Origin of the sequence: Methylobacterium sp. (assembly GCF_028290105.1) — a bacterium.
In the GTDB taxonomy this organism is placed as follows: Bacteria; Pseudomonadota; Alphaproteobacteria; order Rhizobiales; family Beijerinckiaceae; genus Methylobacterium.
Window position 1 is genome coordinate 1 of the sequence record NZ_JAQGKL010000150.1, and the last position, 26,146, is coordinate 26,146.

A 26,146-nucleotide genomic window follows, 5' to 3' on the forward strand; every position below is an offset into this window, starting at 1 on the left:
CTGAAGGGCGCACTCGCCTTCCCAATCTACGCCACGGTGGCTTGGCTGGTCTGGGTCCTGTCGCAGCAGGTCGGCTCGGCGGGCCTGCTCGCCGCCCTGATCGGCCTCGTCCTGGTGGGATTTTCCGCCTGGGCCTGGGAGCGCGCGCATGGCGCAGGCCCCGTCGGCGCCTGGATCGCGCGCGGGAGCGCCATCGCGGCCCTCGCGGCGCTGGTAATCCTCACCCTCGGGCTGGACCGGGACCGGGCCGAGACCGCCACGGCGCAGGCGGCCCAAAATGGCTTCAGCCAGGCCCGCCTCGATGCTCTCCTGGCGCAGGGCAAGCCGGTCTTCCTCAACATGACGGCGGCCTGGTGCATCACCTGTCAGGTCAACGAGCGCGCGGCACTACGCTCCGAGGCGGTGCAGGCGGCCCTCAAGGCGCGCGGCATCACCTACCTCAAGGGCGATTGGACCAACCAGAACCCGGAGATCACCCGGCTGCTGGAGCGGCACGGCCGCAATGGCGTGCCGCTCTACCTGCTCTACGCGGGCGCCGGCGAGCCCGCCGTGCTGCCGCAGATCCTCACCCCCGGCCTCGTGCTCGACGCCTTGAGCGTGGTCCCCCTCGCCGCCAGCGACCGCAGCGCCGCCCTGACTCCGGAGCGATAGACGATGCCCCAGACCCGCCGGTTCCTCCTCGCTGCAAGCCTCGCTGCAGCAAGCCTCTCTACGGTGATCCTCGCCGGCGCCGCGCTCGCCGCCGGCCCGCAGGTGGGCCAGCCCGCCCCCGCCTTCAGCGCCCAGGATTCCAACGGCCGGACGGTGCGGCTCTCGGATTATGCGGGCAAGACCGTGGTCCTCGAATGGACCAACCACGACTGCCCCTTCGTGATGAAGCATTACGGGGCGCACGCCATGCAGGCCCTGCAGGCGAAATGGACTGGCCGGGGCGTGGTCTGGCTCAGCGTCATCTCCTCCGCCCCCGGCGAGCAGGGCGCGGTGGACGGGCCGGAAGCCAATCGCCTGACGCAGGTTCGCGGGGCTGCCCCCACCGCCGTGCTGCTGGACCCGGCGGGCAGTCTCGGCCGCGCCTACGACGCCAGGACCACGCCGCACATGTTCGTCATCACGCCCAATGGCACCCTCGCCTACCAGGGCGGCATCGACGACAAGCCCTCGGCGGAGCCCGCCGACCTGAAGACCGCGAAAAACCTCGTCGATTCGGCGCTCACCGAACTCGCGGCCGGCAAGCCGGTCTCGGTGCGCAGCGCCAAGCCCTATGGCTGTTCGGTCAAGTACGCCTCGTGATCCCGCTCAGCTGACACCGCGACACCGCACCCTCCGGCACGCCCCGATGACCTCTGCTTCCGCGCCGCGCTGGACCGTCTTCCGCAACGGCGATTTTCGCCTCTTCGGCACGGCGCGCTTCCTCACCGGCCTCGCCTTCCAGATGCAGGCGGTGGCGGTGGGCTGGTTCGTCTACGACCTCACCCGCTCGGCCCTGGCCCTGGGACTCGTCGGGCTCGCGAGCTTCCTACCCGCCATGCTCTCGGCCCTGGTGACGGGCCACGTGGCCGACACCTACGACCGGCGCCTCGTCGCGGCCCTGGCCTACGCCACCCTGGCGCTGGCCGATCTCGGTCTCCTGGTCGCAGCGCATTCCGGCACCACGACGCTCTGGCCGATCTACCTGCTGGTCGTGGTCATCGGCACCGGCCGGGCCTTTGCCAACCCCGCCCTCCAGGCCCTGCTGCCGACCCTGGTGCCCCGGGCGCTGTTCGGCTCGGCCATCGCCTGGAACGCCTCGCTCTGGCAGAGCGCCTCGATCCTCGGGCCGGCACTGGGCGGGTTCCTCTACGCCCTCGGGCCGGCGGTGGTGTTCGGCGCGGCCGCCGCGAGCTTCGCCCTGGCGAGCGCCCTCCTCCTGGCGATCCGCTTCCGGCCAGCCACCGTCGCCGAACGGCCGCCGGTGACCTGGGAGACCCTCTCGGCCGGGCTCACCTATATCCGCACGCATCCGGTGGTGCTGGGCGCCATCAGCCTAGACCTCGTGGCGGTGCTGCTCGGGGGCGCCACCGCCCTCCTGCCGATCTTCGCCGCGGAAGTGCTGCATGTGGGCCCGCTCGGCCTCGGGGCGCTACGCAGCATGCCGGCGGCCGGCGCCGTGCTGACCGCCATCGCGCTAGCCTATTGGCCGCTCCAACGCCAGGCCGGCCGGCGCATGCTCCAGGCGGTGGGGGTGTTCGGCCTCGCCACGGTGGGCTTCGGCCTCTCGACCTCGCTGCCGCTTTCCATGGCCTGCCTGTTCGTCACCGGGGCGGCCGACATGATCAGCGTCTTCGTGCGCCAGACCTTCGTCCAGGGCGAGACCCCGGACGCCATGCGCGGCCGGGTCTCGGCGGTGAACTCGGTCTTCATCGGCGCATCGAACGAACTCGGCGAATTTGAATCCGGCACCCTCGCGGCCCTGATCGGCGCCGTCCCGGCCGTGGTGGCGGGCGGCCTCGCGACGCTCCTCGTCGCCGCGCTCTGGGGGCGGGTGTTCCCGGCGCTGCGCGCGCGAGACCGGCTGATGCCGGCGGAGTGACGATCTTCCCCTTAGGTTCGAAGAAGGCGCCGGGCGGTTTCGAGCGCGGCTTGAGACCAGAGCCGCGCTCGCAGGAACCTACTTCCCCGACAACAGCGGCGACCAGGTCGGGTCGGAGGCGTAGGACGGGGTCGGCACCGGCTGCTCCACCTTACCGGTGATGTCGACCATGTAGAGCTTGCCGCCGCCCTGGCCGCCCGGATCGCGGAAGAACAGCACGTACTGGCCGTTGGGCGCGAAGGTCGGGCCCTCGTTGTGGAAGCCCTCCGTCAGCACGCGCTCGCCGGAGCCGTCGGGCTTCATCACGCAGATCGCGAAGCCCCCTTTGCGCTGGCGCGTGAAGGCGATGAGGTCGCCGCGCGGCGACCAGGCCGGCTGGGAGGCCGAGCCCTCGCCGAAGGAGATGCGGGTCGGGGTCCCGCCCGTGGCGCTCATCACGTAGACCTGCTGCGAGCCGCCGCGATCGGATTCGAACACGATCTGGCTGCCGTCCGGCGAGAAGGTCGGCGAGGTGTCGATGGCGTTGCCGTTGGTGATCGGTGTCTGCGCCTTCGAGGCGAGGTCCATGATGACGATGTCGGCGTTGCCGCCCTGCTGCACGCTCATCACCAAGCGCCGGCCGTCCGGCGAGAAGCGCGGGCTGGTGCTCATCGAATCGGCCTTGCCCAGCGCCTGGCGCCCGCCGGTCTCGAGGTTGATGACCTGGATGCGCGGCTGCTGGCCCGTGGTCTGGGTCATGAAGGCGATGTCCTGGGTGGCCGGCGAGTAGCGCGGCGCGACCACGGCATTCTCGCCGTTGGTGAGCGCGCGCACGTTGGCACCGTCCTGGTCCATCACCATCAGGCGCTTGCGCCGGTTCTCCTTGGAGCCCGACTCGTCCACGAAGGCGATGCGGCTGTCGAACCAGGGCCCGAGGCCGGTGATCTTGGTGTAGACCGCATCCGAAATCAGATGGCCGGTGCGCCGGGCGTTGGCCGGGTCGGTTCCGTATTGCTGACCCGTCATCTGCTGGCCCGAGGTGACGTCCCAGAGCCGAAACTCGACCTTGAGCTTGCCGGCGGCATCGCGCGCGACGCGGCCGGTGATCAGCGCCTGCACGCCGGCGGCCTTCCACTTGTCGAAGCCCGGCACCGCGTCGAAGCCGGGGCTTTCCGGGAACTTCGCCTTCTCGACGGGGGTGAAGTAGCCCGACCGGCGCAGGTTGTTCGTCACCACGCTGGAAACGAGGAGCCCGAGGCTCGGGTCGCCCGAAAAGTCCGTGACCGCGACCGGCATCGGCTGGAACGACCCGCCGCCGATGCGCAGGTTGAGCTGCGCCCGCGCCGGGCTGAGGCCGAACAGGACAAGCGCCAGGACGGCGATGAGCGACGTCAGGCGCGGGAAGACAAATTTCGGCGAGGAATTGTGGGACATGGTCATTCCATGATCGTTGAGGGGCATGCGGCGCGAGGCGGAAGGGGCCGGAGACCCGCCCCAGCTTCCGCGATCACCGACCGGCCGTGACCCGGCCTGCCGTCGCACCGTCGGTCCATCGCGTCAGACCCGAGAGAACTCGAACTCCGCGTTGATGGCCTTCCAGTCGTTGTAATAGGGCGCGTACTGGGCCGGGATCTTGTAGGGCGCGCAGCGGCGCACCGCGCGCTGTGCCGCCTCGGCGATGGAGCGGTCCACCGCGTTGGCGCCACCGCGCATGATCCGGGGCTCGGTGGTGAGCGTGCCGTCCGGGTTCAGGCGGATGTCGAGCATCGGCAGCACCACCCCTTGCGTCGCCCCCGGGGGGGCCACGTAGCAGCGCTCGATCTGCTGCTGCAGCATGCCCACCAGCGCGTCGCGCAGGGAGGGCGACAGGCGCTGGGCATTGCCGGTGGCCGCTCCCAGCGAGGCCGTGCGCTGCACCTCGCGCCCGGTGGCGCCGGTGGATTGCGACGGCGCCTTCGAGGCGAGCAGGGAGTGGATGTCGCCCGCGTTGAACTTGTCGGCGAGTTCGGCCTGCTTCTTGGCCTTGGCCTCCGCATCGGCCTTCGCCCTGGCATCCGCCATCGCCTTGGCCTTCGCCTTGGCGGCCGCGTCGGCCCTGGCCTTGGCGGCGGCCTCTGCCTTGGCTTTCGCCTCGGCCTCCGCATCGGCCTTGGCTTCCGCGAGTTCCTTCTGGCGCTCCGCCTCCGCCTTAGCCTCCACGAGAGCCTTGGCCTTGGCGTCCGCCAGAGCCTTGGCCTTGGCCTCCGCGTCCTTCTCGGCCTTGGCTTCGGCATCCGCCTTGGCCTTGGCGTCCGCATTCGCCTTGCGGGTCGCGGCGGCCTTCGCCTCCGCCTTGGCCGCTTCAGCTTTGGCAGCCTCGGCCTTGGCCTCCGCCTCGGCTTCCTGCTTCTCGATGAGTTCGGCGAGCTGCTCGCGCTTGACGGCTTCCGCCTTGGCCTTCGCGGCGGCGGTTTTGGCTTCGGCAGCTGCCGCGGCTTTGGCTTCAGCAGCCGCGGCAGCCTTGGCTTCGGCGGCCTTCTCGGCGGCTTCCGCCTTGGCGGCTTTGGCGGCCTCGGCCTTGGCCGCCTTCTCGGCCGCTTCCGCCTTGGCGGCCTTCGCGGCTTCGGCTGCGGCCTTGGCGGCTTCGGCGGCCTCGTTCGGGTCGGGCTCGCTGGAGCGCAGAGGCATCTCCTCGGCGCTCGCCACCTTCATGTCGGCGGGACGCTTCGGAGGCGCCGGAGCATCGACCTTGGCGTTCTCGGGCTCGCGCTCCTCGATCTTCTCGGCGAGCCGGTCCGCGCGCGGCTTGGCGTTGGGCTGCGGCGCGTCGGCGTTGCGCTCGCCCTTGGTCAGCTCCGAATATTGCTGCTCGGTCATCACCTCGACGGGCACGCCCTCCTGCGCGTCGGGCAGCGCCGGGGCGGCCACCGAGAGCAAGGCGACCGTCAGCAGGCCGACATGCGTCGCGGCCGAGACCCAGACACCGGGTTCGTTGCGCCTGAAGGGAATCCGCACCGTCCGCGCCCGCTACTTCTGGTCGGGCTCGGTGACCAGGGCGACCTTCTTGAAGCCGCCCCCGGTCACGATCGCCATCACCTGGGCGACGCGGCCGTAATCGACCCGCTTGTCGCCGCGCACGAAGACGCGCTCCTCGAATCCGGATTTCGCGGTCTCGGTCAGTTTCGGCACGATGCTCTCGTCGGAGAGTTCGCTCTCACCGAGGAAGACCTGGCCCGACTGGCGGATCGAGAGCGTCACCGGCTTGGTGTCGGAATTGAGCGGGCCCGCCTTCGATTGCGGCAGGTCCAGGGGCACGCCCACCGTCATCATCGGGGCGGCCACCATGAAGACGATGAGCAGCACGAGGACGACGTCGATGAACGGCGTCATGTTGATCTCGTTGATGGCACCCTGGCGACGGCCGCGACGCCGCCGTCCGCCACCCTTTGCCGCTCCGTGGGCCATGCCCATGATCGTCCCTCGGTCTTCGCTTAAAGGGTCAGGCGACGAGCGACAGGCGCTCGTCGATCTGGCGGGAAAGAATGGCCGAGAACTCGTCCGCGAAGCCCTCGAGCCGCGACTGCTGCTTGGAGACGGTGGCCTGCAGCTTGTTGTAGGCAAGCACGGCGGGAATCGCGGCGAACAGGCCGATGGCGGTGGCAAAGAGGGCTTCCGCGATGCCGGGCGCCACCACGGCGAGAGAGGTGTTCTTGGAGGCCGCGATCGAGGTGAAGGCCGTCATGATGCCCCAGACCGTGCCGAACAGGCCGATATACGGACCAGCCGAACCGATGGAGGCGAGAAAGAGCAGGCGGGATTCGAGGCGCTCGACCTCGCGCTGGATCGTCACGTCGAGCACCTTGTCGATGCGCTGGGACAGGCTCTGGATCTGCCGGCCCGAGCCCTCGAAGGAGCGCTTCCACTCCCGCATGGCGGCGACGAACAGAGCGCCCTGGCCGACGGCCGGACGATCGTTGAACGAACGGTAGAGTTCCTCCAGCGAACGGCCAGACCAGAACGCCTCCTCGAAGGCATCCATCTCGGCCTTGGTGCGCCGGAACAGCAGGGTCTTGTCGACGATGATCGACCAGCACCAGACCGAGGCGCCGATCAGCCCGAGCATCACGACCTTGACGACGAAATGCGCCTGCAGAAACAGACCGAGCAGCGTCATGTCGGGGGCCGGCATGGCCTGCATGGCATCGGCTGGGTTCATGACATGATCCTTCAAAAACCCAGCACGGGGCTGTCGCCGAACCGGTGGCCCGGCCCTCGCGCTTCAACCGGAACCTTGTGCGATTTCAAGGTTCAATGGCCCGCGAATCTGTCGAAAGTATGAGGCGGGCTTGTGCACCGCACCCGGCCACCCCGGACGCAGTTAAGCGCGCAGCAGGGTTAACAATCCCTTGACCCGCCTCGCCCGTCTTCCCGGAAATCCAGCGATCCGAAGCCGTCGATCGCATCCGACCTTGCCGATGAACGGTTTTCGCTCAATTCAGATTTAACATTTATTTAAGCGTCAACCATCATTCTCGAAGGATAAGGCCCGATTATTTTTGATAAAGTCAAGACTATCGACATGAAATCCCGGGCTTCCTTGCTTGGCACGTTGCGTCGTCCTCCCGTTGAGGATCGCGACACCGCGTCCGAAACCGACCTTGACGCGGTGATCAACGCGCTTCCGGTCAACGTCCTTGTCCTCGATCCGGCCACCGCGAACGTCACCTGTGCCAACCGTCGCAGCATCGAGACGATGCACGGCCTGCGCGAAGACTTGCCGCGCGGAATCGACCCCGACCGCATGGTCGGGACTTCGATGGACGTGTTCCACAAGAGCCCGCATCACCAGCGCGGCAACGTCGCCGATCCCGCGCGCCTGCCCTGGCGCACCAAGATCCGCCTCGGCACCAAGACCCTCGACCTGCCTGTCTCGGCGGTGATGTCGGGCGGCACCTCCCTTGCGGCGGTCTTGTCCTGGGCGGACGTGACCCCGTTCACCGATGCGATCCCGGCCTTCGATGCCTCGATCCAGACTGCCCTCGACGCCGCCGGCAACGCGACCGGTACGATGCGCGACTCGACGCATCAGGTCCTGGGCAAGACGGTCGAGACCTCGCAGGCCTCCGCCACCGTTTCCACCGGAGCCGGTGGCACCTCGGGCAACATCCGGGCCGGCGCGCAGGCGGTGGAGGTACTGAACGCCGCCAGTGCCGAGATCACACAGCACGAGATCACACAGCAGGTGAATCGCGCGCGCGGTCACCGGGGAGGCGGTCGAGGAAGCCCGGCAGGCGATCGCCAGCGTCCGGACGCTCAGCGAGAACTCGAACCACATCGGCCAGTCATCGGGATGATCGGCCAGATCGCGAGCCAGACCAACCTGCTCGCCCTGAACGCCACCATCGACGCGGCCCGGGCCGGCCCCGCCGGTCGGGGCTTCGCGGTATCGGCGAATTCTGCGCTGAGCATGCTGCGGGCCACGGCGGCCCTCGATCGCGAGATCGAGGCGGTGGCGGCTGCTGTGAGGCTCTTCCTCGTCGAGGTCCGCAAGATCTGGAGGTCGGTTTGCGCCGGGACGTACCGGGTGCAGGCCCGACACCCGTCGCGTTGGTCCCTCAGGGCCGATGCGCCGTCTCGGACGCCGCATCGCCGGGCATCAGGGCGGCGCGCAGGGTGTCCGGCAGGCGGATCGCACGTCCCTCGCGGACGCAGGCGACGACCACCTCGGCCTTCACCAGCACCGTATCGCCGCGCCGGACCTCCTGGGCGAGGTGCATCGAGGCGCCCTTCATCGCGGCGGTCCAGGTTCGGACCTCCAGAAGATCGTCCATGCGTGCGGGCTTGGCGTAGTCGATCACCATGCGGCGCACGACGAAATGCAGGCCGGCCGCGTCGCGGTGCAGGTCCGACTGGTCGCCGGCCAGCCCGCGCAGCAATTCCGTGCGTCCCCGCTCCATGAAACGCAGGTAGCTGGCGTGGTAGACGAACCCGGAAAAATCGGTGTCCTCGTAGTAGACGCGCACCTGCAGGGCGTGAACGCCGGGTTCGGTCTGGATCAAGGTCGGGTCTCCCGGATTCGTGATCGGCGGCGGCGGGATCAGGCAGAGCTGTCGTCAGCCGGATTTCGGCCTGCGAGCGCCGGGCACGCCCGGAGCACGGGTCCAGGTCCGGCCGGCTTAGCCACTGGGGGCTCTAGCAGATTCCGGATGAGGCGTAACGCCGAGCCGGGCTGCGGCGGGCCTCGGCCTCGCTCATCGCAAGCCGAGGGGCGCGCCCAGGTGATCGCATGACGGACGGAAAATTAATCCGTTCTCCCGTTCATCACAGGACTTGGAATCGTTTCGACTGGATGCGGGCTTCTGGTGACAGGATTCGAAGTCCTGCGGATAGGAATCGGTCTACCGGCGAAAATACGTCGAAGATTTCCGGCTTGGCGTTTGCACGAGGCGTGGCGGCTCAGGATAGACTCATGCTTCAGGCCAACGTTCGGCGGCGATTGGCACGCCTGATCGAACGGACGAGACACCTTTACGCCGGCTCCTTTCTCCTGCTTGCGCTCGCAGGCGGGCTCCTCGCCCTGGCGATCGCCGGAGGCGCGGCCCTGTTCATCCTGGATCTGCACGACCGGGCCGTCGCCGATACCGAGCAGAACCTCACCAGCCTCACCACCGTGCTGGCGGATCAGGCCGACCGCGCCCTCCAGGCCATCGAAGTGGTGCAGGATTCGATCATCGACGAAATCCGGGTGGCCGATATCACGACCCCGGAAGCGTTCAGCGCCCATTTGGCGACGCACGCCATGCACGACTCGCTCAAGGCACGGACGGCCGCCCTGCCCCAGGTCAATGCCGTCACGGTCGTCGACCACACCGGCACGCTGCGCAACTTCACGCGGTTCTGGCCGATCCCCGACGTCAACATCGCCGACCGCGCCTACTTCCAGGCCCTGGCCGCAAACCCGTCCCTGCAGCGTTTCATCAGCGAGCCGGTCCAGAACCGCGGGAACGGCACCTGGACGCTCTACATCGCGCGCAAGATTTCCGCGCCCGACGGACGTTTCCTCGGGCTCGTGCTCGGCGCGGTGGAACTGCAATACTTCGCCAATCTCTACGGTCAGATCGCACCGCAGCCCGACTACGTCATCTCGATGTTCCGGACCGATGGCGTGCTGCTGGTCCGGCATCCGCACCGCGAGGGCTCGGTCGGGCGCGGCTTTGCCACCGCCGGCGCCTCCCTGATCGCCCTCAAGAACAGCTTCGGCGGCGTCACCCGCACCGTCAGCCCCATCGACGCCCAGGACCGGGTCGTGGCCGCGCGCGCCCTGTCGAACTATCCGGCGATCCTGAGCGTCAGCCGGACCACGGCCGCGGCCCTCGCGCCCTGGCGGCGCCAGGCCCTGGCCCTCGGCGCGGCGGCGGCGCTGCTCGACCTCGGCCTCGTCGGTCTCCTCGTCCTCGGTTTTCGCCAGACGCGCGGCAAGGTGATGCTGCTGCGCGCCGAGGAACGGGCGCGCAGCGAGCGCGACCTGCGGACTCAGTACGCGCGCTTCGGCGTCGCCCTCGACAACATGGACCAGGGCCTCTGCCTGTTCGACGCGGACGACCGGCTGATCGTCATGAACGCACGCTACGTCGAACTCCACGCCGTGCCGCCCGATCTGCGCCAGCCCGGCACGACCCTGGCGGCGATCCGGTCCCATCTCGCGGCCAGGAACGGCGATCGGAGCCCGCCCTGGCCGGACGCCGCTCGCGCCTCCGAGACCTCCGCCGCGTTCACCTGGGACCTCGCGGACGGGCGCGCCATCGCCGTCAAGCACGTGCCGATTCGCGGCGGCGGCTGGCAATGCACCCACGAGGACATCAGCGAGCAGCGACGGAGCGAGGCGCAAATCATCCGGATGGCCCGCCACGACGCGCTGACCGGCCTCCCCAACCGGGGCTTCCTGCGGGAGCACATGGAGGGCGTGCTCGCCAAGCGGGCATCGGGCACGCTGACGGCGGTGCTCTACCTCGACCTCGACGGCTTCAAGCTCGTCAACGACACCCTCGGACATCCCGTCGGCGATGCCCTGCTGTGCCTCGCTGCCCAGCGCCTGCGGGATTGCCTGCGCGCGACTGACTTCGTCGCGCGGCTCGGGGGCGATGAATTCGCCATCGTGCAGGCCGGGATCGCCACGGCATCGGACGCCGCGGATCTCGCGACCCGCATCGTCGCGATGCTGCAGGCCCCGTTCGTCCTTCAGGATCAGGAAATCATCGTCGGGACCAGCATCGGTATCGCGATCGTCGATGCCGCCGACGTGAAATGTGACACCATTCTGCGTCGCGCCGATGTGGCCCTGTACCAGGCCAAGGCGGCGGGCCGGGGCACCTGGCGCTTCTTCGAGGCCGACATGGATACGGAGATCCAGCGCCGTCACCACCTCGGAACCGAGTTGCGCCGCGCTCTCGCCGGCGGGCAATTCGAGCTGCATTACCAACCCCTCGTCTCGGCGCGGACCCGGACTCTCAACGGCTTCGAGGCGCTGCTGCGCTGGCGTCACCCCGAGCAGGGCCTGATCAGCCCCGCGACCTTCATCCCGCTGGCCGAGGAGATGGGACTGATCCGGCCGATCGGCGCCTGGGTCCTGGCGCGGGCCTGCCGCGACGCGGCCGCCTGGCCGGCCTCCCTCAAGGTCGCCGTCAATCTCTCCTCCGTACAGTTCGTGCGCGGCGATCTCGTCGACGAGGTGACGCAGGCCCTCTCCGAATCCGGGCTCGCGGCGACCCGCCTCGAACTCGAGATCACCGAATCCGTCCTCCTCCAGGACAACGCGGAGACGTTCCGGATCCTGCACCGCCTGCACGCCCTCGGCCTCCGTATCGCGATGGACGATTTCGGCACGGGCTATTCGAGCGTCAGCTACCTGCGCCGCTTCCCCTTCGACAAGCTCAAGATCGATCAGTGCTTCGTGCGCACCCTGGGGCGCGAGGCGGGAAGCGTCGCCCTCGTGCGGGCGATGGTGGGCCTGGGCAAGGCGTGCAACATGGGCGTCGTCGCCGAAGGCGTCGAGACGCCCGAGCAGGCCGCCATCCTGGAGGCCGAGGGCTGCGACGAGTTGCAGGGCTTCCTCTTCAGCCGTCCCCTGCCCCTCTCGGATCTCACGAACCTCCTCGCGTGCCGAACCTTTGCCGCCCCGCGTATCGACGCGGACGGGCGGCGCCGACGGGACGCGGCCTGATCGGCGCTCCGGCACGACGCGGGCACGACCGACATCTCCGGCCGTTCAGGTCTCCGGCTCGCCGCCGTTGAACAGGCCGAACTGCCCGGTCGGCTCGCGCCGGGGTTCGGGAAAACCCATGTGGCGGAAGGCGTGGGGCGTGAGCATGCGCCCGCGCGGGGTGCGCTGGACGAAACCCTTCTGGATCAGGAACGGCTCGATGATGTCCTCGATGGCGTCGCGCGGCTCAGACAGGGCGGCAGCGATCGTCTCGATCCCGACGGGTCCGCCGCTGAAGGATTTCGCGATCATCGTGAGATACTTGCGGTCCATCACGTCGAGGCCGGCGGGGTCCACGTCGAGGAGGAGCAGAGCGCGGTCGGCGATGGCGCGGGTCACGGTGGGGGCATCGGCCACGATGGCGAAGTCGCGCACCCGGCGCAGCAGGCGCCCGGCGATGCGGGGCGTACCGCGCGCGCGCTTGGCGATCTCGTTGGCGCCTTCCGGAGACATGCCCAGGCCCAGCACCCGGGCACCGCGGCTGACGATGAGTTCGAGCTCGTCGACGTCGTAGAATTCGAGTCGGATCGGGATCCCGAAGCGGTCGCGCAAGGGCGTCGTCAGCAGGCCCGCGCGGGTGGTGGCGCCGACCAGCGTGAACTTCGGCAGCTCGATCTTCACAGAGCGCGCCGCCGGCCCCTCGCCGATGATGAGGTCGAGCTGGTAATCCTCCATCGCCGGATAGAGGATCTCCTCCACCGCCGGGTTGAGGCGGTGGATCTCGTCGATGAAGAGCACGTCGCGCTCTTCGAGATTGGTGAGTTGCGCGGCGAGATCCCCCGCCTTGGCGATGACCGGGCCGGAGGTCGAGCGGAAGTTCACACCAAGCTCACGCGCCACGATCTGCGCCAGCGTGGTCTTGCCGAGGCCCGGGGGCCCCACGAACAGCACGTGGTCGAGGGCCGAGCCGGTCTTCTTGGCCGATTCGATGAAGATGCTCATGTTGGCGCGCGCCGCCCGCTGCCCGATGAACTCGGACAGGTTCAGCGGGCGAATCGACTGCTCCAGGTCGTCCTCCCGGCGCTCCGGGGTCAGGAGCGATTCCGGAAGCGGATGCAGGGTCGGCGATCGCGGCGATTTCGGCGGCTTGCTCACACGGGCTCTCGGTGGGGCCCGACGGGGCCGCGTCCATCATCTGTTCTCATGGCCGATGTCGCACAACGGGAGGGATCGCGCTACATTCACGGGGCAGCGGCGGGTGGCCGCCAAGGACGCTCGCGATGGGCAAGGCCTCCGCCGACTTCGAAATGATGGATTTCGACGACTTCGAGGAATTGCTGGCCGACAAGCCCCGCAACGAACGCTGGGAATTGATCGGTGGCCGGGTCGTCCGGATGATGGTCGGTGCGCGCTGGGAACACGGACGGATCGTCCAAAATATCGCAAGCCACCTGCATCAGGGCTTCCGTGCGAAAGGCTCGTCCTGCCAGACGTTCGCCGAGACGTTCTATCTGAAAAGCCGCCCGCTCGACGCGGCGCTGTTGCCCGACGTTCTTGTCGTCTGCGGCGGAATAGAAGCGGGAGCCACCTCGGTCGATAATCCCACGGTGCTTATCGAGGTGCTTTCACCCGGAACAGAAGCGCGCGATCGCTTGGAGAAGTGGCGGATCTACCAGCAGCTGCCGGCCTTGCAGCACTACGTTCTCGTGGCACGAGATCGACCGCACCTTGAGATCTATGATCGCGTTGATGGGGTCTGGAGTGGCTTTCGAGTCGTCGAGGGCATCGACACGGCACTCGAACTCTTCTCGATCCAGGCGTCACTCCCCTTGAGTGAAGTCTATTGGGGCGTGTTCGAGTCCTGAAGGGATGCCGCGACGCATGAGGCGCCGCGGGATTGCCGTCAGATCACTCGGCTTCCGGCGCGATCGGCTCCAGGCCGCCGATGTGGCGCTGGGCGTAGAGCGGCAGACCGATCTGTGAGATCAGTTCCAGCTGCGTCTCGAGAAAGTCGATGTGGCCTTCCTCGTCCTCGGCCAGATCCTCGAACAGGCGCTTCGACACGCGGTCGTTGATCGAATCGCAGTATTTGGCGGCTTCGAGATAGAGAGCGCGTGCCTCGGTCTCGGCGGCGAGATCGCAATCGATGATTTCCTGGACGTTCTGGCCGATCCGCAGGGGATCGAGTTCCTGCAGGTTCGGAAAGCCGTCGAGGAACAGGATCCGGTCGACGAAGCGATCCGCATGCTGCATCTCTTCGATGGATTCCTTGCGCCAGAACTTGGCAAGGTCGATGTAGCCCCAATCGTTGAGCATGCGGAAATGGAGCCAGTACTGGCTGACCGCCGTGAGCTCGCTGCGCAGTCCCCGATTGAGGTACTCGACGACCTTTGCATCACCCTTCATCCGCCCAATCTCCCTTGAGGCATGTCCAGCCGAAGGGGAGCATCAGCACCCAGGCCGGGCGCTCAGGCGGCGATCCCCTCCTCCGTAGGTTGGACCTTGACCAAACTACAGGTGCTCGCGCAAGTCGCCGTGCACGCATGCGCGGCCTCCTCGATCGCATTTTGCAGGATGGAGCGGATGGTACGGGCGCAGCGCCCGCATTTCGGACTGCAGCCGAGACAGGCTTGGACCTGCGCGGGCGTGCGCGGGCAATCCGGGCCGCGATGCAGGCAGGCGCGGACGGCGCGGTCGGACAGGACGTTGCAGGAACAGACGATCATACGGGACCGTGATGCGTGCGGGGCTGTGCCGTAGGGATGAGGCCACCGGGCGGATTTTTCACCCGGTCACTTCGTCGAATCTGAGGCGGGAGATGATGCCGAGGCTCGAAAGCCGAGCCCGCACACCGGTTTGGACATTAGTTTAGAACTGTTTAAATCTGCTTTGTTATCAGCAGGTTAGCCGCCTCTTCCCGATCTGGCAACGGCCGCCCGACGGATCAAGGGCACAATTCGATCGCCCACGAGGTGTCGGGGCCTTTCAGCGCGCGAGTTCGCGCAGGCCGAGACGGATCAGGGTCTTGGCCTCGGCTCCCTCTTCGGCCCCTTTCAGCGCTTCGGCGATGGCGGCCGAGGCCTGGACCGGGGCGTAGCCGAGATTGACAAGGGCCGAGATCGCGTCGGCAACGGGCTGCGGCGCCGTGCGGCTCTCCACCGCACCCGATAGGGCGATCACCGCTGGGTCGATCGACGCGAAGGCGGGGGCCTTGTCCTTGAGTTCCGCCACGAGCCGGGCGGCGAGGCGCGGGCCGACGCCGGGTGCGCGGGCGACCGCTCCCTTGTCACCCATGGCGATGGCGGAGGCGAGCGCCGAGGGTTCGAGCACCGAGAGCAGTCCCAGCGCCACCTTGCTGCCCACTCCCTGAACGGTCTGGAGCAGGCGGAACCACTCGCGCTCGGCGTCCGAACGGAAGCCGTACAGGCGGATCATGTCCTCCCGGACATGGGTCTCGATGGCGAGATCCGCCGCCTCGCCGATGCCGGGCAGGCGCTGGAGCGTGCGGGCGGAGCAATGGACGACGTAGCCGACGCCCTGCACGTCGAGGATCACGAAATCCTCGCCGTAGGAATCCACCACGCCCTTGAGCTTGCCGATCATCGCACCACCGTCCCGCCTGCCGTCGAGGCCTGCCTACAAGGCCGATCGCGCGAGCGCCATGTGCCAGGACCGGCCAACCTGTCACGCGCTCGCCTCGCCCCACCGAGCAGGCGCCTTGAGGCGGCCGGGCGTTCGTGGAATCAAGGGGACATCCTGTCCTGCCCACCACGGATGACCGACCCGATGCGCCCCATCGCGCTGCCCCTCTGCCTCGCCCTGACGCTGCATGCCGGGTCGCTCGCCGCCGAGACACCAGCCCCCGCCGGTCCCACCAACGATCCGACGCAAGTCCGGGCCGGCGCCTACGTGCTCGATCCCGCGCACGGCAAGATCACCTGGTCGGTGAGCCATCTCGGCTACTCCACCTATTACGGGCAGATCACGGATGTGAGCGCCGAGGCGGTGCTCGATCCGAAGGAACCGGTGAAATCCCGCCTCACGGTCACGATCGGCACCGACAGCGTCAACGGCCTGAACGACAAGCTGAACCAGAATCTCAAGACGCCGGACTTCTTCGACACCGCTAAATTCCCGAAGGCGACCTTCACGGCCACCGGCATCGAGCCGACGAGCCCGACCACGGCCCGGGTCAACGGCGACCTGACTCTGAAGGGCGTGACGAAGGCGGTGGGCTTCGACGCGACCTTCAACCAGGCGGGGATCAATCCGGTCAGCAAGGCCTACACCGTGGGCTTCGATGGCCGGGCGGTGATCAAGCGCTCCGATTTCGGCATCAGCGCCTTCCTTCCGGTGCTCGGCGACGAGGTCACCCTGCGGCTCGAGGGCGAGTTCAAGGCCGTCGAGTGAGGCCGTCCACCGGCGCGCGCAGGCGGCGGTAGATCTCCGCGAGCAGCGCCGTCACGACGACCAGCAGCGCCATCTCGATGAGCCCCGAAGCGATGACCCGGAGCGCGACTACGACCGGGGGCACCTCGGCGCCCGCGCGCTCCGGGGCGCTGAGCATCCGGGCGAGGAGGCCCGGCGGCAGGATGGTACCGACGAGGATCAAGCCCAGCCGTCCGGCGGACCCGCGCGTCAGGGCGAGGACACCGCGCAGTGTGGCATCGGGGGCGCCGACGGCCAGCGCCGGCAGGAGAAGGCTCATCCAGACCTGCAGGACGAGGATCCCGAGTCCGGCCAGGAACCCCGCGACCATGCGGACCTGACCGGTCCCGCCAGCGGAGAGCGACCGATCGAGCACGCCATCGACCAGAAGCCAGAACAATTCCACGGCCAGGAAGGCCTGGAACGGTCCGGCGCGTCCCATCACGATCTCGGGCAGGCTGCCACCGGCGCCGAGGATCCGGCGGAACATCGCCATCCAGTAGGGGGCGAGCAGGATCGTACAGGCGAGATCGACGAGGAAGACGTCCTGCTGGAAGCGGACAGGCTTCGTTGGATCGATCAAAACCGTGTGCAGCGCCTCCTTGGCGAGTACGACGAGGCAGGCGAGCGTGGTGGCGGAGCCGAGGTCACCGCAGGCCCAGCGCGCGGCGGCCAGCGCGTTCCGCATCGTGTCCGACACGGGCAGCTTCGGGCCCATGGGCCGGTCCTGTGCCATCCAGCCCTTGCCTCCGTCCACATCCCAGGGCGCCGAGGAACAGCACGCCTACGGACACCGAGTCCAGTGCGAACGGCTCCGCGTGCCCTCGCGCCGACGTCACTCGTCGGCGAGGTCCTTTGTCGGCGACGTCCTTTTGTCAGACCCTCTCAGCCGCGCGCCAGGGCGGCCGCGATCCGCGACGCGGCGAGTGCGCTCATGCCGGGCACCGGGGCGTGCGTGCGCTTCAGGGCATGCGTGCCCCGGTGGCTGTTGTGGGCGATCGCGATGGCGAGGGCATCCGCCGCGTCCGCGACCTTGAACGTGGCCGTCGGCAGCAGGAACTTCACCATGGCCTGGATCTGCACCTTCTCGGCGTGCCCGGAGCCCGTCACCGTCTTCTTGATGAGGTTGGCCGAGTATTCGAACACCGGCATGCCGGCCAGTGCCGGTACGAGCAGCGCCACCGCGCGGGCGTGACCGAGCTTCAGCGTCGCCTGCGCGTCCTTGTTGACGAAGGTCTCCTCCACCGAGACCTCGTCCGGCTGGAACGCCTCGACGATCCGGGTGATGCCCTCGTAGAGTTCGCGCAGGCGAAGCGCCAAGGGCAGGTCCCCGTCGGAGGTGACGACGCCGCAATCGACATAGGCGAGCTTCGTGCCCGTGGCGGTGACCACGCCCCAGCCCGTGCGCCGCAGACCGGGATCGATGCCGAGGATGCGGACGGGGGCGTTCATGCGGACAGGCTCATGGATCGGACGGCTCCGGGCGCGGGCACCACGCCGATCTCAGCGTTAGGGACATACCGTGAACGGAAGGTTATGCCAAGGCGAGGTCGCGGCAAGACCCCGATCGCGTTCCTCAGTGACTGCTCGACAGCTTCATCATGACGAGGCCCGAGACGATCAGGGCTGCCGCGACGAGGCGGGCAGCACTCGCCTGCTCCCCAAGCACCACGATCCCGATCACGAACGCACCGACGGCGCCGATTCCCGTCCAGATCGTGTAGGCGGTGCCGAGCGGGAGGTCACGCATCGCGAGCGCCAGGAGGGCGACACTTCCGACCATGGTGACGGCCATGATCACCGTCGGCCAGGGGCGCGTGAAGCCGTCCGACTGCTTCATCGCGAAGGCCCAGACGACTTCGAGAACGCCCGCGGTGACGAGATAGAACCAAGCCAAGGCCGCCCTCCCGAAAGGGCCGGGCCGTCCCGGACTTGAACCCCTTGGAGAGGGGAGGACGTGGCCTCGCAAGGGATTGTACCGATCGTCCGGTTGTCTCACGCGTCCGGCGAGGGCCTTGGTGCCGGCCTTCGCCTACGAAGGCGACTCAGCCCTGAAGCTTCTCCATCAGCGCGTCGGACAAGGCAAAGTTCACGAAGACGTTCTGGACGTCGTCCTGATCCTCGATCACCTCCACGAGGCGGAGCAGCTTCTCGCCGGTCTCGTCGTCGACCTCGATGGTGTTCTGAGCCTTCCAAACCAGGGCCGTGCGGCGCGGCTCGCCGAAGCGCGCCTCCAGGGCCTTCGAGACCTCGCCGTAGGCGTCCTGGGCGCAGGTGACCTCGTGGCCGTTCTCGTCCGAACGCACGTCGTCGGCGCCCGCCTCGATGGCGGCCTCCAGCATGGTGTCGGCATCCGCCACCTTGGCGTCGAACTCCACCACGCCGACATGGTCGAACATGAAGGAGACGGCGCCCGTCTCGGCGAGGCTTCCGCCCGACTTGGTGAAGGCCGAGCGCACGTCGGAGGCCGTGCGGTTGCGGTTGTCGGTCTGCGCCTCGACGATCAGCGCGGCGCCACCCGGGCCATACCCCTCGTAGCGGATCTCGTCGTAGGTCTCGGCATCGGCGCTCGAGGCCTTCTTGATCGCCCGCTCGATGTTGTCCTTGGGCACGTTCTCGGCGCGGGCCGCGATGATGGCTGCGCGCAGGCGCGCGTTCATCGCCGGGTCCGGCAGCCCGAGCTTGGCCGCGACGGTGATTTCGCGGGCGAGCTTGCCGAACAGCTTCGAGCGGACCGCGTCGACGCGGCCCTTGCGATGCATGATGTTCTTGAACTGGGAATGGCCGGCCATGGCGTGACCTTGAAGGTAAGAACGAGGCCGGATCGCGAGGGCCACCATGCCGGAGCGGCGCGTCGGCGATGCCGGAAGGACGAGGTTGGCCGGCTTATAGGCCGCACCTCGCGCCGATGACAACGCTGCGCCGCAGCGTGAGCCGCGCGTCGTTGGCCTTCCCGGTGGCTATCTCGCGCGCAGACGCTATCGTGGGGCGATGACGAGCCGAACCGCCCTCCGGGTCCAGCCCGACACCCGAGCCGCCAGCGCTGAAGTTGATCGCCCGGCGCCGGTACGCGAGCCGGCGACGGCCGAGTCGCGCTGGCTCAGGCTGGGGCTGGCCGGATTGCTCGGGGTGGCGGCCGGCACGATGCTGTTTCCCACGCGGGCGCAGGGGCGCACCGAAACGCGCCGGCAGCCGCCACGCTGAAGCCCAGCGCCTCAGGCGGTGACGCGCGCGTGCCAGGCGCGCAGTGCGGCGAGCGAGACGAGGCCCTCCGGCCAGACATGGCCGGACAGGTGCCGGTGCGGCGCACCGGGTTCGCCGAGGTCGGACACGGCCGAGAAGGCGCCGTCGAGACGGTGGCTCTCAGTGTAGCGGCTGCGGGTGGCGACCACCGGCAGGCCGGCATCCAGGGCCGAGCGGATGCCGGCGGCGGAATCCTCGAAGGCGACAGCCTCGGAGGGCGCGACGCCGAGGCGCCGGAGCGCAAGGTCGAACACATCGGGCGCGGGCTTCTTGCGTGCCGCCTCGTCGCCGCAGGCGATGACGTCGAAGGGGACGTCGCCCTGCGGAAAGTTGATCCGCAGCAGGGTGTCGACGTTGGGGCGGCTCGTGGTGCTGGCCACCGCGAGTTTCAGGCCCGCCGCGCGCGCCTCCGCGATCAGCCGCGCGACGCCCGGCCGAAGTCTGAGGCTGCCGCCCTCCACGAGGTCGCCGTAGAGGCGCGTCTTGAGATCGTGGATCTCGCCCATGCGCGGGCGCAGCGCCTCGACCTCGTCGGCATGCTCGGTCTCGACGTAGTGGCGCAGGCGCTCCTTGCCGCCCATCACCGTGAGGAGGTCGGCATAGCGCGCCGGCGACCACGACCAGGCGAGGCCCAGATCCGCGAAGGCGCCGTTGAAGGCCTGCCTGTGCAGGTCCTCGGTCTCGGCGAGCGTCCCGTCGACGTCGAAGATCAGCGCCCTCAGCATGAAAGGGGGCCGCCTCCCATCGATGCGGCGCCAGCGCGGATCGCCGCGATCCGCTCCGAATAGCCCGCCGGACCGCCCTTGAACACGGCGTTGCCCGCCACGAAGGCGTTGGCACCGGCCCGCGCGGCCAGGATTACGGTCTCCGGGTCGATCCCACCGTCGACCTCGATGTCGATCTCCCGCCCGGCGCACATCGCCCGGATGCGGGCAATCGTCTCCAGGGTCGAGGGGATGAAGCTCTGGCCACCGAAGCCCGGATTCACCGTCATCACCAGGACGAGGTCGACCAGGTCGAGGAGCGGCTCGACGGCGCTGGCGGGCGTGCCCGGGTTCAGCGCGATGCCGGCGCGCTTGCCGAGATTCCGGATCGCCTGGAGCGAGCGGTGGATGTGCGGGCCCGCCTCGACATGCACCGAGATCGTATCCGCGCCGGCCTCCGCGAAGGCCGCGAGGTAGGGGTCCGCCGGCGCGATCATCAGGTGCACGTCGAAGTGCTTGGCCGAGTGGGGACGCAGCGCCTTGATCACCGCCGGACCGAAGGTGATGTTCGGCACGAAGTGCCCGTCCATCACGTCGAGGTGGATCCAGTCGGCCCCGGCCTCCGACACGGCCCGAACCTCCTCGCCGAGCTTGGCGAAATCCGCCGACAGGATCGAGGGCGAGATGATCGGGCCGTTCATGGTCTGGGTCCTTCTGCGCACGTCGTCACCGCCTCACGCCATACGGCGCTTGCGTTCCACGAGTTGCATGATGATCGGCGTCAGGATGAGCTGCATGGCGAGATCGAGCTTGCCGCCCGGGATCACGATGGAATTGGCCCGGCTCATGAACGAGCCCTGGATCATCGAGATCAGGTAGGAGAAGTCGATCCCCTTCGGGTCCTTGAAGCGGATCACCACCAGCGACTCGTCGGCGGTGGGAATCCACCGGGCGATGAACGGGTTCGAGGTGTCGACCGTGGGCACGCGCTGGAAGTTGATGTCGGTCCAGGTGAATTGCGGGCATATGGTCTGCACGTAGTCGGGCATCCGCCGCAGGATCACGTCGGTGACGGCGTCCGTCGAGTAGCCCCGGAACGAGCGGTCCCGGTGCAGCTTCTGGATCCATTCGAGGTTGATCACCGGCACCACGCCGATCTTGAGGTCCGCGTAGCGGGCCATGTCGACGTTGTCGTCCACGACGCAGCCGTGCAGCCCCTCGTAGAACAGGAGGTCGGAGCCCGGCGCGAACGCCTCCCAGGGGGTGAAGGTCCCGGGTTCGGTGCCGTAATGGGCCGCGTCCGCCGCGTCGTGCGCGTAGTGGCGCGTCCGCCCGCCCCCCGACTCGCCGTAGGTCCGAAACACCTCCTCCAGTTCGGGCAGGAGGTTGGCGCGCGGGGCGAAGTGGCTGAGGTTGGGCTCCTCCACCATCTTCCGCCGCATGGTCTCGCGATCGTAGGCATGGAAGGCGTCGCCCTCGATGTAGACGGCGCTCACGTCCTCACGGCGGAAGATCTGCTCGAAAGTGTTGCGGACCGACGTGGTCCCCGCCCCCGAGGAGCCGGTGACCGAGATGATGGGATGACGCGCCGACATGGGTGTGCGTGCCGTCTCGGGCGGCGCTAGCTGCGCATCAGGCCGCGCTGCCCGAACAGGGGCGAGCGGCCGGCGGCGGCGTTCCGGCCGCCATAATACTTGGCGACGCAGGTGACCTCGTCCACCGATCCGAAGATCAGGGGCACGCGCTCGTGAATGCCGGTCGCGCTGATGTCGAGGATGCGGCGCTCGCCGTCGATGGCGCCGGCACCCGCCTGTTCCATCAGCATGGCGATGGGCGCGGCCTCGTACAGGAGACGCAGGCGCCCCTGGGCGTAGCCCTTGCGGTTGTCCCCGGGATACAGGAACACGCCGCCGCGCAGGAGCACGCGCTGCGCGTCGGCGACCAGCGAGCCGAGCCAGCGCATGTTGAAGTCCTTGTCCAGCGGCCCGTCCGAGCCGCGCAGGCAATCCTCCACGTAAGCCTTGACCGGGCCGTCCCAGTGCCGGGCATTCGAGGCGTTGATGGCGTATTCCTTGGCCGCCGCGACGACCTCGATGCGCGGATGGGTCAGGCGGAAGGTCCGCGCCGCCCGGTCGAGGGTGTAGATCTGCGTGCCTTGGCCCAACGTGACCACCAGGGAGGTCGCCGGCCCGTAAGTGACGAAGCCGGCGGCGATCTGCTCGGAACCCGGCGTGGTGAAGGAGGCGATGGAATCGGCCTCGCCGGCGACCACCGGGCGGATGCCGAAGATCGAGCCCACCGCCATGTTGACGCCGATGTTCGACGAGCCGTCGAGGGGATCGATCGCGACCGCCAGCGGCGCGCCGGGGTTGAGCTGCATCATGCCCTCGGCCTCTTCGGAGGCCACGAAGGCCACGGGCGCGCCGCGCAGGGCCTGCGTGAAGCGCTCGTGGGCCAGCACGTCGAGGGCCTTCTGGACGTCGCCGTCGCTGTTGTTCCCGCCGGTGGCGGCGAGGTCCGCGCCGCCGAGCATGCCCTGTCCGATGACCTCGCTGACGTCGACGGCCGCCTCGGCGCAGGCCGCGATCACCGCCGCCGCGTCGGCAAGCCGCGCATCGGCGGCGACCGCCTGCGCGAGGCACTCCGCGAGGGTGGTCCCGAACTCCAAAGACACCGTCGACATGAATGTCCGTCCTTCTACAACGCTTGGCTTCAACGTCTCGTCGGGCGGTCCCGGTCGACCCTTCGTCGCAGCGGACCGCCTGTGCATCCTGCCCCTTGGCACGAGAGCGCCCAGCGGCACCAGGGGCATGGGCGTATCGGACCCTCGGCGAGCCCCATCGTATCACCGAAAGAATTCTGAAAAAACTTGCGAGCCATTCCAAAAAAACTAAAACCGGCTCATGCGCAACCTGTCTCTCAAGCAACTCCAGGCCGTCGCCGCGGTCGCTCGTCTCGGCACGATGACGCGGGCCGCGCAGGAGCTCAACGTCACCTCGGCCGCCCTCTACGCCCGCATCCGCCAGTTGGAGGAGGAGGCGGGCCTGATGCTGTTCGACCGGACGCCCACCGGCCTGAAACCCACGGATGCCGGGCGCGAGATGCTCTGGGCGATCAACAGCATCAACACGGTGCTGGAAACCTGCGCCGACCGCCTGGAAACCCTGAAGGGCGGCAGCGGTGGGCGCGTCGCGATGGGCGTGGTCTCGACGGCCAAGTACTTCGCGCCGGGCGTGATCGCCGGCTTCGTCGGGCTGCATCCTGCGGTGGAGATCAACCTCACGGTCGGCAATCGCGGCCACATGGTCGAGGCGCTGCGCAACTACGAGATCGATTTCGCCATCATGGGCCGTCCGCCGCGCGACTTCGCCATCGAGGCGGAGATCTTCGGCCCGCACCCGATCGTCATCATCGCCGCCCCGAACCATCCCTTCGCCGGCCGGACCGGGCTGACGCGGGCGGACCTCGCCCAGGAATCCTTCCTGGTGCGCGAGGAGGGATCCGGCACCCGGACGGTGTTCGAGGAGTTCATGGCCGGAATCATGATCAAGCGGGCGCGGCTCGGGATCGATTCCGGCTCGAACGAGACGATCAAGCAGGCGGTGATGGCGGGCCTCGGCATCGCCCTCATCTCCGCTCACACGGTGGCGGCGGAACTCGAGAGCGGCCGCCTCGTCATCCTCGACGTGCAGGGTCTGCCGATCCGGCGCGACTGGTACGCGGTCCGGCGCGCCGACAAGGTACTGGGGCCGGCGGCGGCCGCGTTCTGGGACTACGTCGCCAAGGACGGCGGGCGCTGGCTGCCGCAGATGCGGCTCTCGCCCAATCCCTCGCCCGTCACGGCGGAGTTCGAGGCATGAGCGCGCCCGGAATCGTCATCGTCGGCGCCGGACAAGCCGGTCTTCAGGTCGCGGTGTCCTTGCGCGAGGCGGGGTTTGCCGAGCCGGTCACCCTGGTGGGCGACGAGGGCCTGCCCTATCAGCGCCCGCCCCTGTCGAAGGCCTATCTCGCGGGCAAGACCGACGCGATGGGCCTGAGCCTGCGCCCGGCCTCCTACTTCGCCGAGCACGGCATCGCTCATCGCGCGCACGTCACCGCGACGGCGATCGTCCGGGAGACGCGCCACCTGCACCTCAGCGACGGGACCGACCTCGCTTACGACCACCTCGTCCTCGCCACCGGGGCGCGCAACCGGGCACTTGCGGTCCCGGGCGCCGATCTCGCCGGCGTGCATCAGTTGCGGGCGCTGGCCGATGCGGACGCCCTCAAGGCAGCGCTCAACGGGGCGCGGGCCATCGCCATCGTGGGGGCCGGGTTCATCGGGCTCGAATTCGCCGGGATCTGCGCCGGGCGCGGCATCCCCGTGACGGTGATCGAGGCAGCCGAGCGGCCGATGGCGCGGGCCGTCTCGGCGGACACCGCAGACTTTTTCACACGAGCCCACACGGACGCCGGAATCCGCTTCGCCTTCGGGTCCGGGGTCCGGGCGATCGAGGGGGATGCGGGGCGGGCGGCGGCGGTTCGTCTCGGCGATGGATCGGTCGTCGCGGCCGATCTGATTCTGATCGGCATCGGCGTGGTGGCAAACCAGGAACTCGCCGAAGCCGCCGGACTCACGGTCGGCGACGGCATCCACACGGATGCGTTCCTTTCCACCTCCGACCCGACGATCTCGGCGCTGGGCGATTGCGCCCGGGTGCCGAGCCGTTTCGCGGAGGGCGAGGCGGTGCGCATCGAATCGGTCCAGAACGCGGTGGATCAGGGCCGCTGCCTCGCCGCGCGCCTCACCGGCCGCCCCTCGGCTTACGCGGCCGTGCCGTGGTTCTGGAGCGACCAGGGCCCGCACAAGCTGCAGATCGCCGGCCTGACACGCTCCGGGGACACCAGCGTGGTCCGCCCCCAGTCGACCGGCCTCTCGGTCTTCCGTTATCGCGACGGCCACTTGGCCGCGGTCGAAACGGTCGACCGGCCGGCCGATCACATGGCCGCGCGCCGCATCCTCGGTCTCGGACTGCCCCTCTCGCCGCAGGATGCCGCCGATCCCGGCCATGACCTGAAGGCGCTCGCCAAAGGCGCCTGAGCGCGGGAATGCTGCCCTCGATCGCGCAGGCGTGATCAGCGATCGTTTTCCGTGTTGAGGGCATCCACGCGCGTCCCCTCGCCCTGGCCCTGCCCGCTCAGCCGGACACCGGCGGAGCCGCCAGCGTCGCTGAAGACCACACCATGCGCCATCAGGGTGCTGCGCAGCGCCTCGATCTGGCCGGAGGGCACCTCGTGTCCGCCGGACTCGAAATCCCGCACGAAGCCTTCGCCGAGGCCGAGCTTGCCGGCGAGGTCTGCCTCGGACCAGTTCAGGAGGGCCCGGGCCGCCCGCGACTGCGCGGCGCTGATGGTGTTAGGGCCAAGGCCACCGGCCTGCAGGCCGCTCTGTGCCCCTTCATCCGATCCTGCCACCGTTCGTCTCCCTCGTTGACCGTGTTCAGGCCGACAACGGGACGGCGGCGGGATCGTTCAACGAAAACCCGGTCGCCGCAGCGCGGTTTACCGGGGATCGGTCAAGCATCCGGCGCAATCGTGGCCCTCGCCGTCTTGACCATATTTGTGCTGGAATCTTATCGGATTGGGCGGAACGCACGGTCCGATCGGTGCGTTTCGCGCGCCCGCTGCGCCGGTCCCATCATCTGGGACGGCCGCGTGCGACGTTCGACCCGACGCGCGGTCGGTGGAAGTCCAGATCTTGAAGGGGAGCCAGACGATGAGAGCGTTCCGAATCGCCGTGGTAGCCGGCGCCCTCGTGGCCGGAGCGACGAGCACGATCGCGACCGCGCAGATGGGAAACAACGTCACCGGTTTCGGCCGCGACGCCCGCGAGAAGCCGGAGAAGAAGCAGTACGTTCCGGCCGCCAAGGCCCAGGAAAAGATCTTCCCGCTCGACGCGACCTGGACCGCCGTCAGCCTGAACGGCAAGCCGTTCGGCGGCAGCGACCGTCCGAGCTTCATGGTCGACAAGCAGTATCGCGCCCGCGGCTACGGCGGCTGCAACAC

General features: G+C 68.6%; 26 protein-coding genes and 2 pseudogenes. 10 read left to right on the forward strand and 18 right to left on the reverse strand.

The genetic code is table 11. The features are described from left to right. The 3 genes from JWQ05_RS10755 to JWQ05_RS10765 form a co-directional block, all read left to right on the forward strand. The coding region (locus JWQ05_RS10755) for a thioredoxin family protein (protein ID WP_299658440.1) at positions 1-651 on the forward strand (651 nt) is incomplete at its 5' end. A 3-nt stretch (positions 652-654) separates the two neighbouring features. Next, positions 655-1,290, forward strand: coding sequence for a redoxin domain-containing protein (locus JWQ05_RS10760; protein WP_299658441.1), 636 nt, complete (start codon positions 655-657; stop codon positions 1,288-1,290). A gap of 46 nt (positions 1,291-1,336) precedes the next feature. Further along, complete coding sequence (locus JWQ05_RS10765; RefSeq protein ID WP_299658442.1) at positions 1,337-2,569, forward strand: MFS transporter; 1,233 nt, start codon at positions 1,337-1,339, stop codon at positions 2,567-2,569. Positions 2,570-2,647: 78 nt separating this feature from the next. Here JWQ05_RS10765 and tolB read toward each other — a convergent pair whose 3' ends face one another. The 4 genes from tolB to tolQ all read right to left on the reverse strand — a co-directional run bounded on the left by tolB (position 2,648) and on the right by tolQ (position 6,743). Beyond that, positions 2,648-3,982 carry a Tol-Pal system beta propeller repeat protein TolB gene (gene tolB / locus JWQ05_RS10770; protein WP_299658465.1) on the reverse strand — a complete coding sequence of 445 codons (1,335 nt, stop codon included), beginning with the start codon at positions 3,980-3,982 and terminating at the stop codon, positions 2,648-2,650. 123 nt (positions 3,983-4,105) lie between these two features. After that, on the reverse strand, positions 4,106-5,542 hold the full coding sequence (gene tolA, locus JWQ05_RS10775) for a cell envelope integrity protein TolA (protein ID WP_299658443.1): 1,437 nt from the start codon (positions 5,540-5,542) through the stop codon (positions 4,106-4,108). 12 nt (positions 5,543-5,554) lie between these two features. Continuing rightward, entirely contained in the window at positions 5,555-5,998 is a 444-nt protein-coding gene (locus JWQ05_RS10780; protein WP_299658444.1) for a biopolymer transporter ExbD, read from the reverse strand. Positions 5,999-6,026: 28 nt separating this feature from the next. Continuing rightward, positions 6,027-6,743 carry a protein TolQ gene (gene tolQ, locus JWQ05_RS10785; RefSeq protein WP_299658445.1) on the reverse strand — a complete coding sequence of 239 codons (717 nt, stop codon included), beginning with the start codon at positions 6,741-6,743 and terminating at the stop codon, positions 6,027-6,029. 1,134 nt (positions 6,744-7,877) lie between these two features. Here tolQ and JWQ05_RS10790 point away from each other — a divergent pair. Then, a pseudogene (locus tag JWQ05_RS10790) lies at positions 7,878-7,991 on the forward strand (methyl-accepting chemotaxis protein); the annotation flags it as partial. 151 nt (positions 7,992-8,142) lie between these two features. Here the strand turns inward: JWQ05_RS10790 and ybgC are convergent. Next, positions 8,143-8,586 (reverse strand): tol-pal system-associated acyl-CoA thioesterase, encoded by a 444-nt coding sequence (gene ybgC, locus JWQ05_RS10795; RefSeq protein ID WP_299658446.1) that lies wholly within the window; start codon positions 8,584-8,586, stop codon positions 8,143-8,145. 410 nt (positions 8,587-8,996) lie between these two features. On the opposite strand from ybgC, the gene JWQ05_RS10800 reads away from it, so the two are divergent. Continuing rightward, complete coding sequence (locus tag JWQ05_RS10800) at positions 8,997-11,747, forward strand: EAL domain-containing protein (protein WP_299658447.1); 2,751 nt, start codon at positions 8,997-8,999, stop codon at positions 11,745-11,747. A 45-nt stretch (positions 11,748-11,792) separates the two neighbouring features. Here the strand turns inward: JWQ05_RS10800 and ruvB are convergent, their stop codons facing one another. Further along, complete coding sequence (gene ruvB / locus JWQ05_RS10805; protein ID WP_299658448.1) at positions 11,793-12,881, reverse strand: Holliday junction branch migration DNA helicase RuvB; 1,089 nt, start codon at positions 12,879-12,881, stop codon at positions 11,793-11,795. Between the two features lie 125 nt (positions 12,882-13,006). Between ruvB and JWQ05_RS10810 the strand changes: the two genes are divergently transcribed. Beyond that, positions 13,007-13,591: a Uma2 family endonuclease gene (locus JWQ05_RS10810; RefSeq protein WP_299658449.1), complete on the forward strand. Its 585-nt coding sequence runs from the start codon at positions 13,007-13,009 to the stop codon at positions 13,589-13,591. 43 nt (positions 13,592-13,634) lie between these two features. Here the strand turns inward: JWQ05_RS10810 and bfr are convergent, their stop codons facing one another. The 3 genes from bfr to ruvA all read right to left on the reverse strand — a co-directional run bounded on the left by bfr (position 13,635) and on the right by ruvA (position 15,329). Then, positions 13,635-14,132: a bacterioferritin gene (bfr, locus tag JWQ05_RS10815; protein ID WP_299658450.1), complete on the reverse strand. Its 498-nt coding sequence runs from the start codon at positions 14,130-14,132 to the stop codon at positions 13,635-13,637. Positions 14,133-14,194: 62 nt separating this feature from the next. Beyond that, positions 14,195-14,452 carry a bacterioferritin-associated ferredoxin gene (locus tag JWQ05_RS10820; RefSeq protein WP_299658451.1) on the reverse strand — a complete coding sequence of 86 codons (258 nt, stop codon included), beginning with the start codon at positions 14,450-14,452 and terminating at the stop codon, positions 14,195-14,197. A gap of 259 nt (positions 14,453-14,711) precedes the next feature. Next, complete coding sequence (ruvA, locus tag JWQ05_RS10825) at positions 14,712-15,329, reverse strand: Holliday junction branch migration protein RuvA (RefSeq protein WP_299658452.1); 618 nt, start codon at positions 15,327-15,329, stop codon at positions 14,712-14,714. 183 nt (positions 15,330-15,512) lie between these two features. Between ruvA and JWQ05_RS10830 the strand changes: the two genes are divergently transcribed. Beyond that, positions 15,513-16,136, forward strand: coding sequence for a YceI family protein (locus tag JWQ05_RS10830; RefSeq protein WP_299658453.1), 624 nt, complete (start codon positions 15,513-15,515; stop codon positions 16,134-16,136). On the opposite strand, the gene JWQ05_RS10835 is transcribed toward JWQ05_RS10830, so the two are convergent. From JWQ05_RS10835 to JWQ05_RS10870, 8 genes are all read right to left on the reverse strand, one after another. Then, on the reverse strand, positions 16,120-16,872 hold the full coding sequence (locus JWQ05_RS10835) for a hypothetical protein (protein WP_299658454.1): 753 nt from the start codon (positions 16,870-16,872) through the stop codon (positions 16,120-16,122). The genes JWQ05_RS10830 and JWQ05_RS10835 overlap by 17 nt on opposite strands. 167 nt (positions 16,873-17,039) lie before the next feature. Then, a complete protein-coding gene (gene ruvC / locus JWQ05_RS10840; RefSeq protein ID WP_299658455.1) occupies positions 17,040-17,606 on the reverse strand; it encodes a crossover junction endodeoxyribonuclease RuvC in 567 nt (188 codons plus the stop codon). Positions 17,607-17,730: 124 nt separating this feature from the next. Beyond that, positions 17,731-18,051, reverse strand: a complete 321-nt coding sequence (locus tag JWQ05_RS10845; protein ID WP_299658456.1) for a multidrug efflux SMR transporter — start codon at positions 18,049-18,051, stop codon at positions 17,731-17,733. A 148-nt stretch (positions 18,052-18,199) separates the two neighbouring features. Further along, a complete protein-coding gene (locus tag JWQ05_RS10850; RefSeq protein ID WP_299658457.1) occupies positions 18,200-18,946 on the reverse strand; it encodes a YebC/PmpR family DNA-binding transcriptional regulator in 747 nt (248 codons plus the stop codon). 423 nt (positions 18,947-19,369) lie between these two features. After that, positions 19,370-20,122, reverse strand: a complete 753-nt coding sequence (locus tag JWQ05_RS10855) for an HAD-IA family hydrolase (RefSeq protein ID WP_299658458.1) — start codon at positions 20,120-20,122, stop codon at positions 19,370-19,372. Continuing rightward, positions 20,116-20,802 (reverse strand): ribulose-phosphate 3-epimerase, encoded by a 687-nt coding sequence (gene rpe / locus JWQ05_RS10860; RefSeq protein ID WP_299658459.1) that lies wholly within the window; start codon positions 20,800-20,802, stop codon positions 20,116-20,118. The genes JWQ05_RS10855 and rpe overlap by 7 nt, the downstream gene beginning before the upstream one ends. A gap of 33 nt (positions 20,803-20,835) precedes the next feature. Continuing rightward, entirely contained in the window at positions 20,836-21,696 is an 861-nt protein-coding gene (locus JWQ05_RS10865; RefSeq protein WP_299658460.1) for a phosphoribulokinase, read from the reverse strand. A gap of 26 nt (positions 21,697-21,722) precedes the next feature. Further along, positions 21,723-22,784, reverse strand: coding sequence for a class 1 fructose-bisphosphatase (locus tag JWQ05_RS10870; RefSeq protein ID WP_299658461.1), 1,062 nt, complete (start codon positions 22,782-22,784; stop codon positions 21,723-21,725). Between the two features lie 220 nt (positions 22,785-23,004). Between JWQ05_RS10870 and JWQ05_RS10875 the strand changes: the two genes are divergently transcribed. Both JWQ05_RS10875 and JWQ05_RS10880 read left to right on the forward strand, forming a co-directional pair. Then, positions 23,005-23,961, forward strand: a complete 957-nt coding sequence (locus JWQ05_RS10875) for a LysR family transcriptional regulator (protein WP_299658462.1) — start codon at positions 23,005-23,007, stop codon at positions 23,959-23,961. After that, positions 23,958-25,181: an NAD(P)/FAD-dependent oxidoreductase gene (locus JWQ05_RS10880; protein WP_299658463.1), complete on the forward strand. Its 1,224-nt coding sequence runs from the start codon at positions 23,958-23,960 to the stop codon at positions 25,179-25,181. The genes JWQ05_RS10875 and JWQ05_RS10880 overlap by 4 nt, the downstream gene beginning before the upstream one ends. 35 nt (positions 25,182-25,216) lie before the next feature. Here the strand turns inward: JWQ05_RS10880 and JWQ05_RS10885 are convergent, their stop codons facing one another. After that, positions 25,217-25,555 (reverse strand): XRE family transcriptional regulator, encoded by a 339-nt coding sequence (locus JWQ05_RS10885; protein WP_299658464.1) that lies wholly within the window; start codon positions 25,553-25,555, stop codon positions 25,217-25,219. A gap of 301 nt (positions 25,556-25,856) precedes the next feature. Here JWQ05_RS10885 and JWQ05_RS10890 point away from each other — a divergent pair. After that, a pseudogene (locus JWQ05_RS10890) lies at positions 25,857-26,146 on the forward strand (heat-shock protein); the annotation flags it as partial.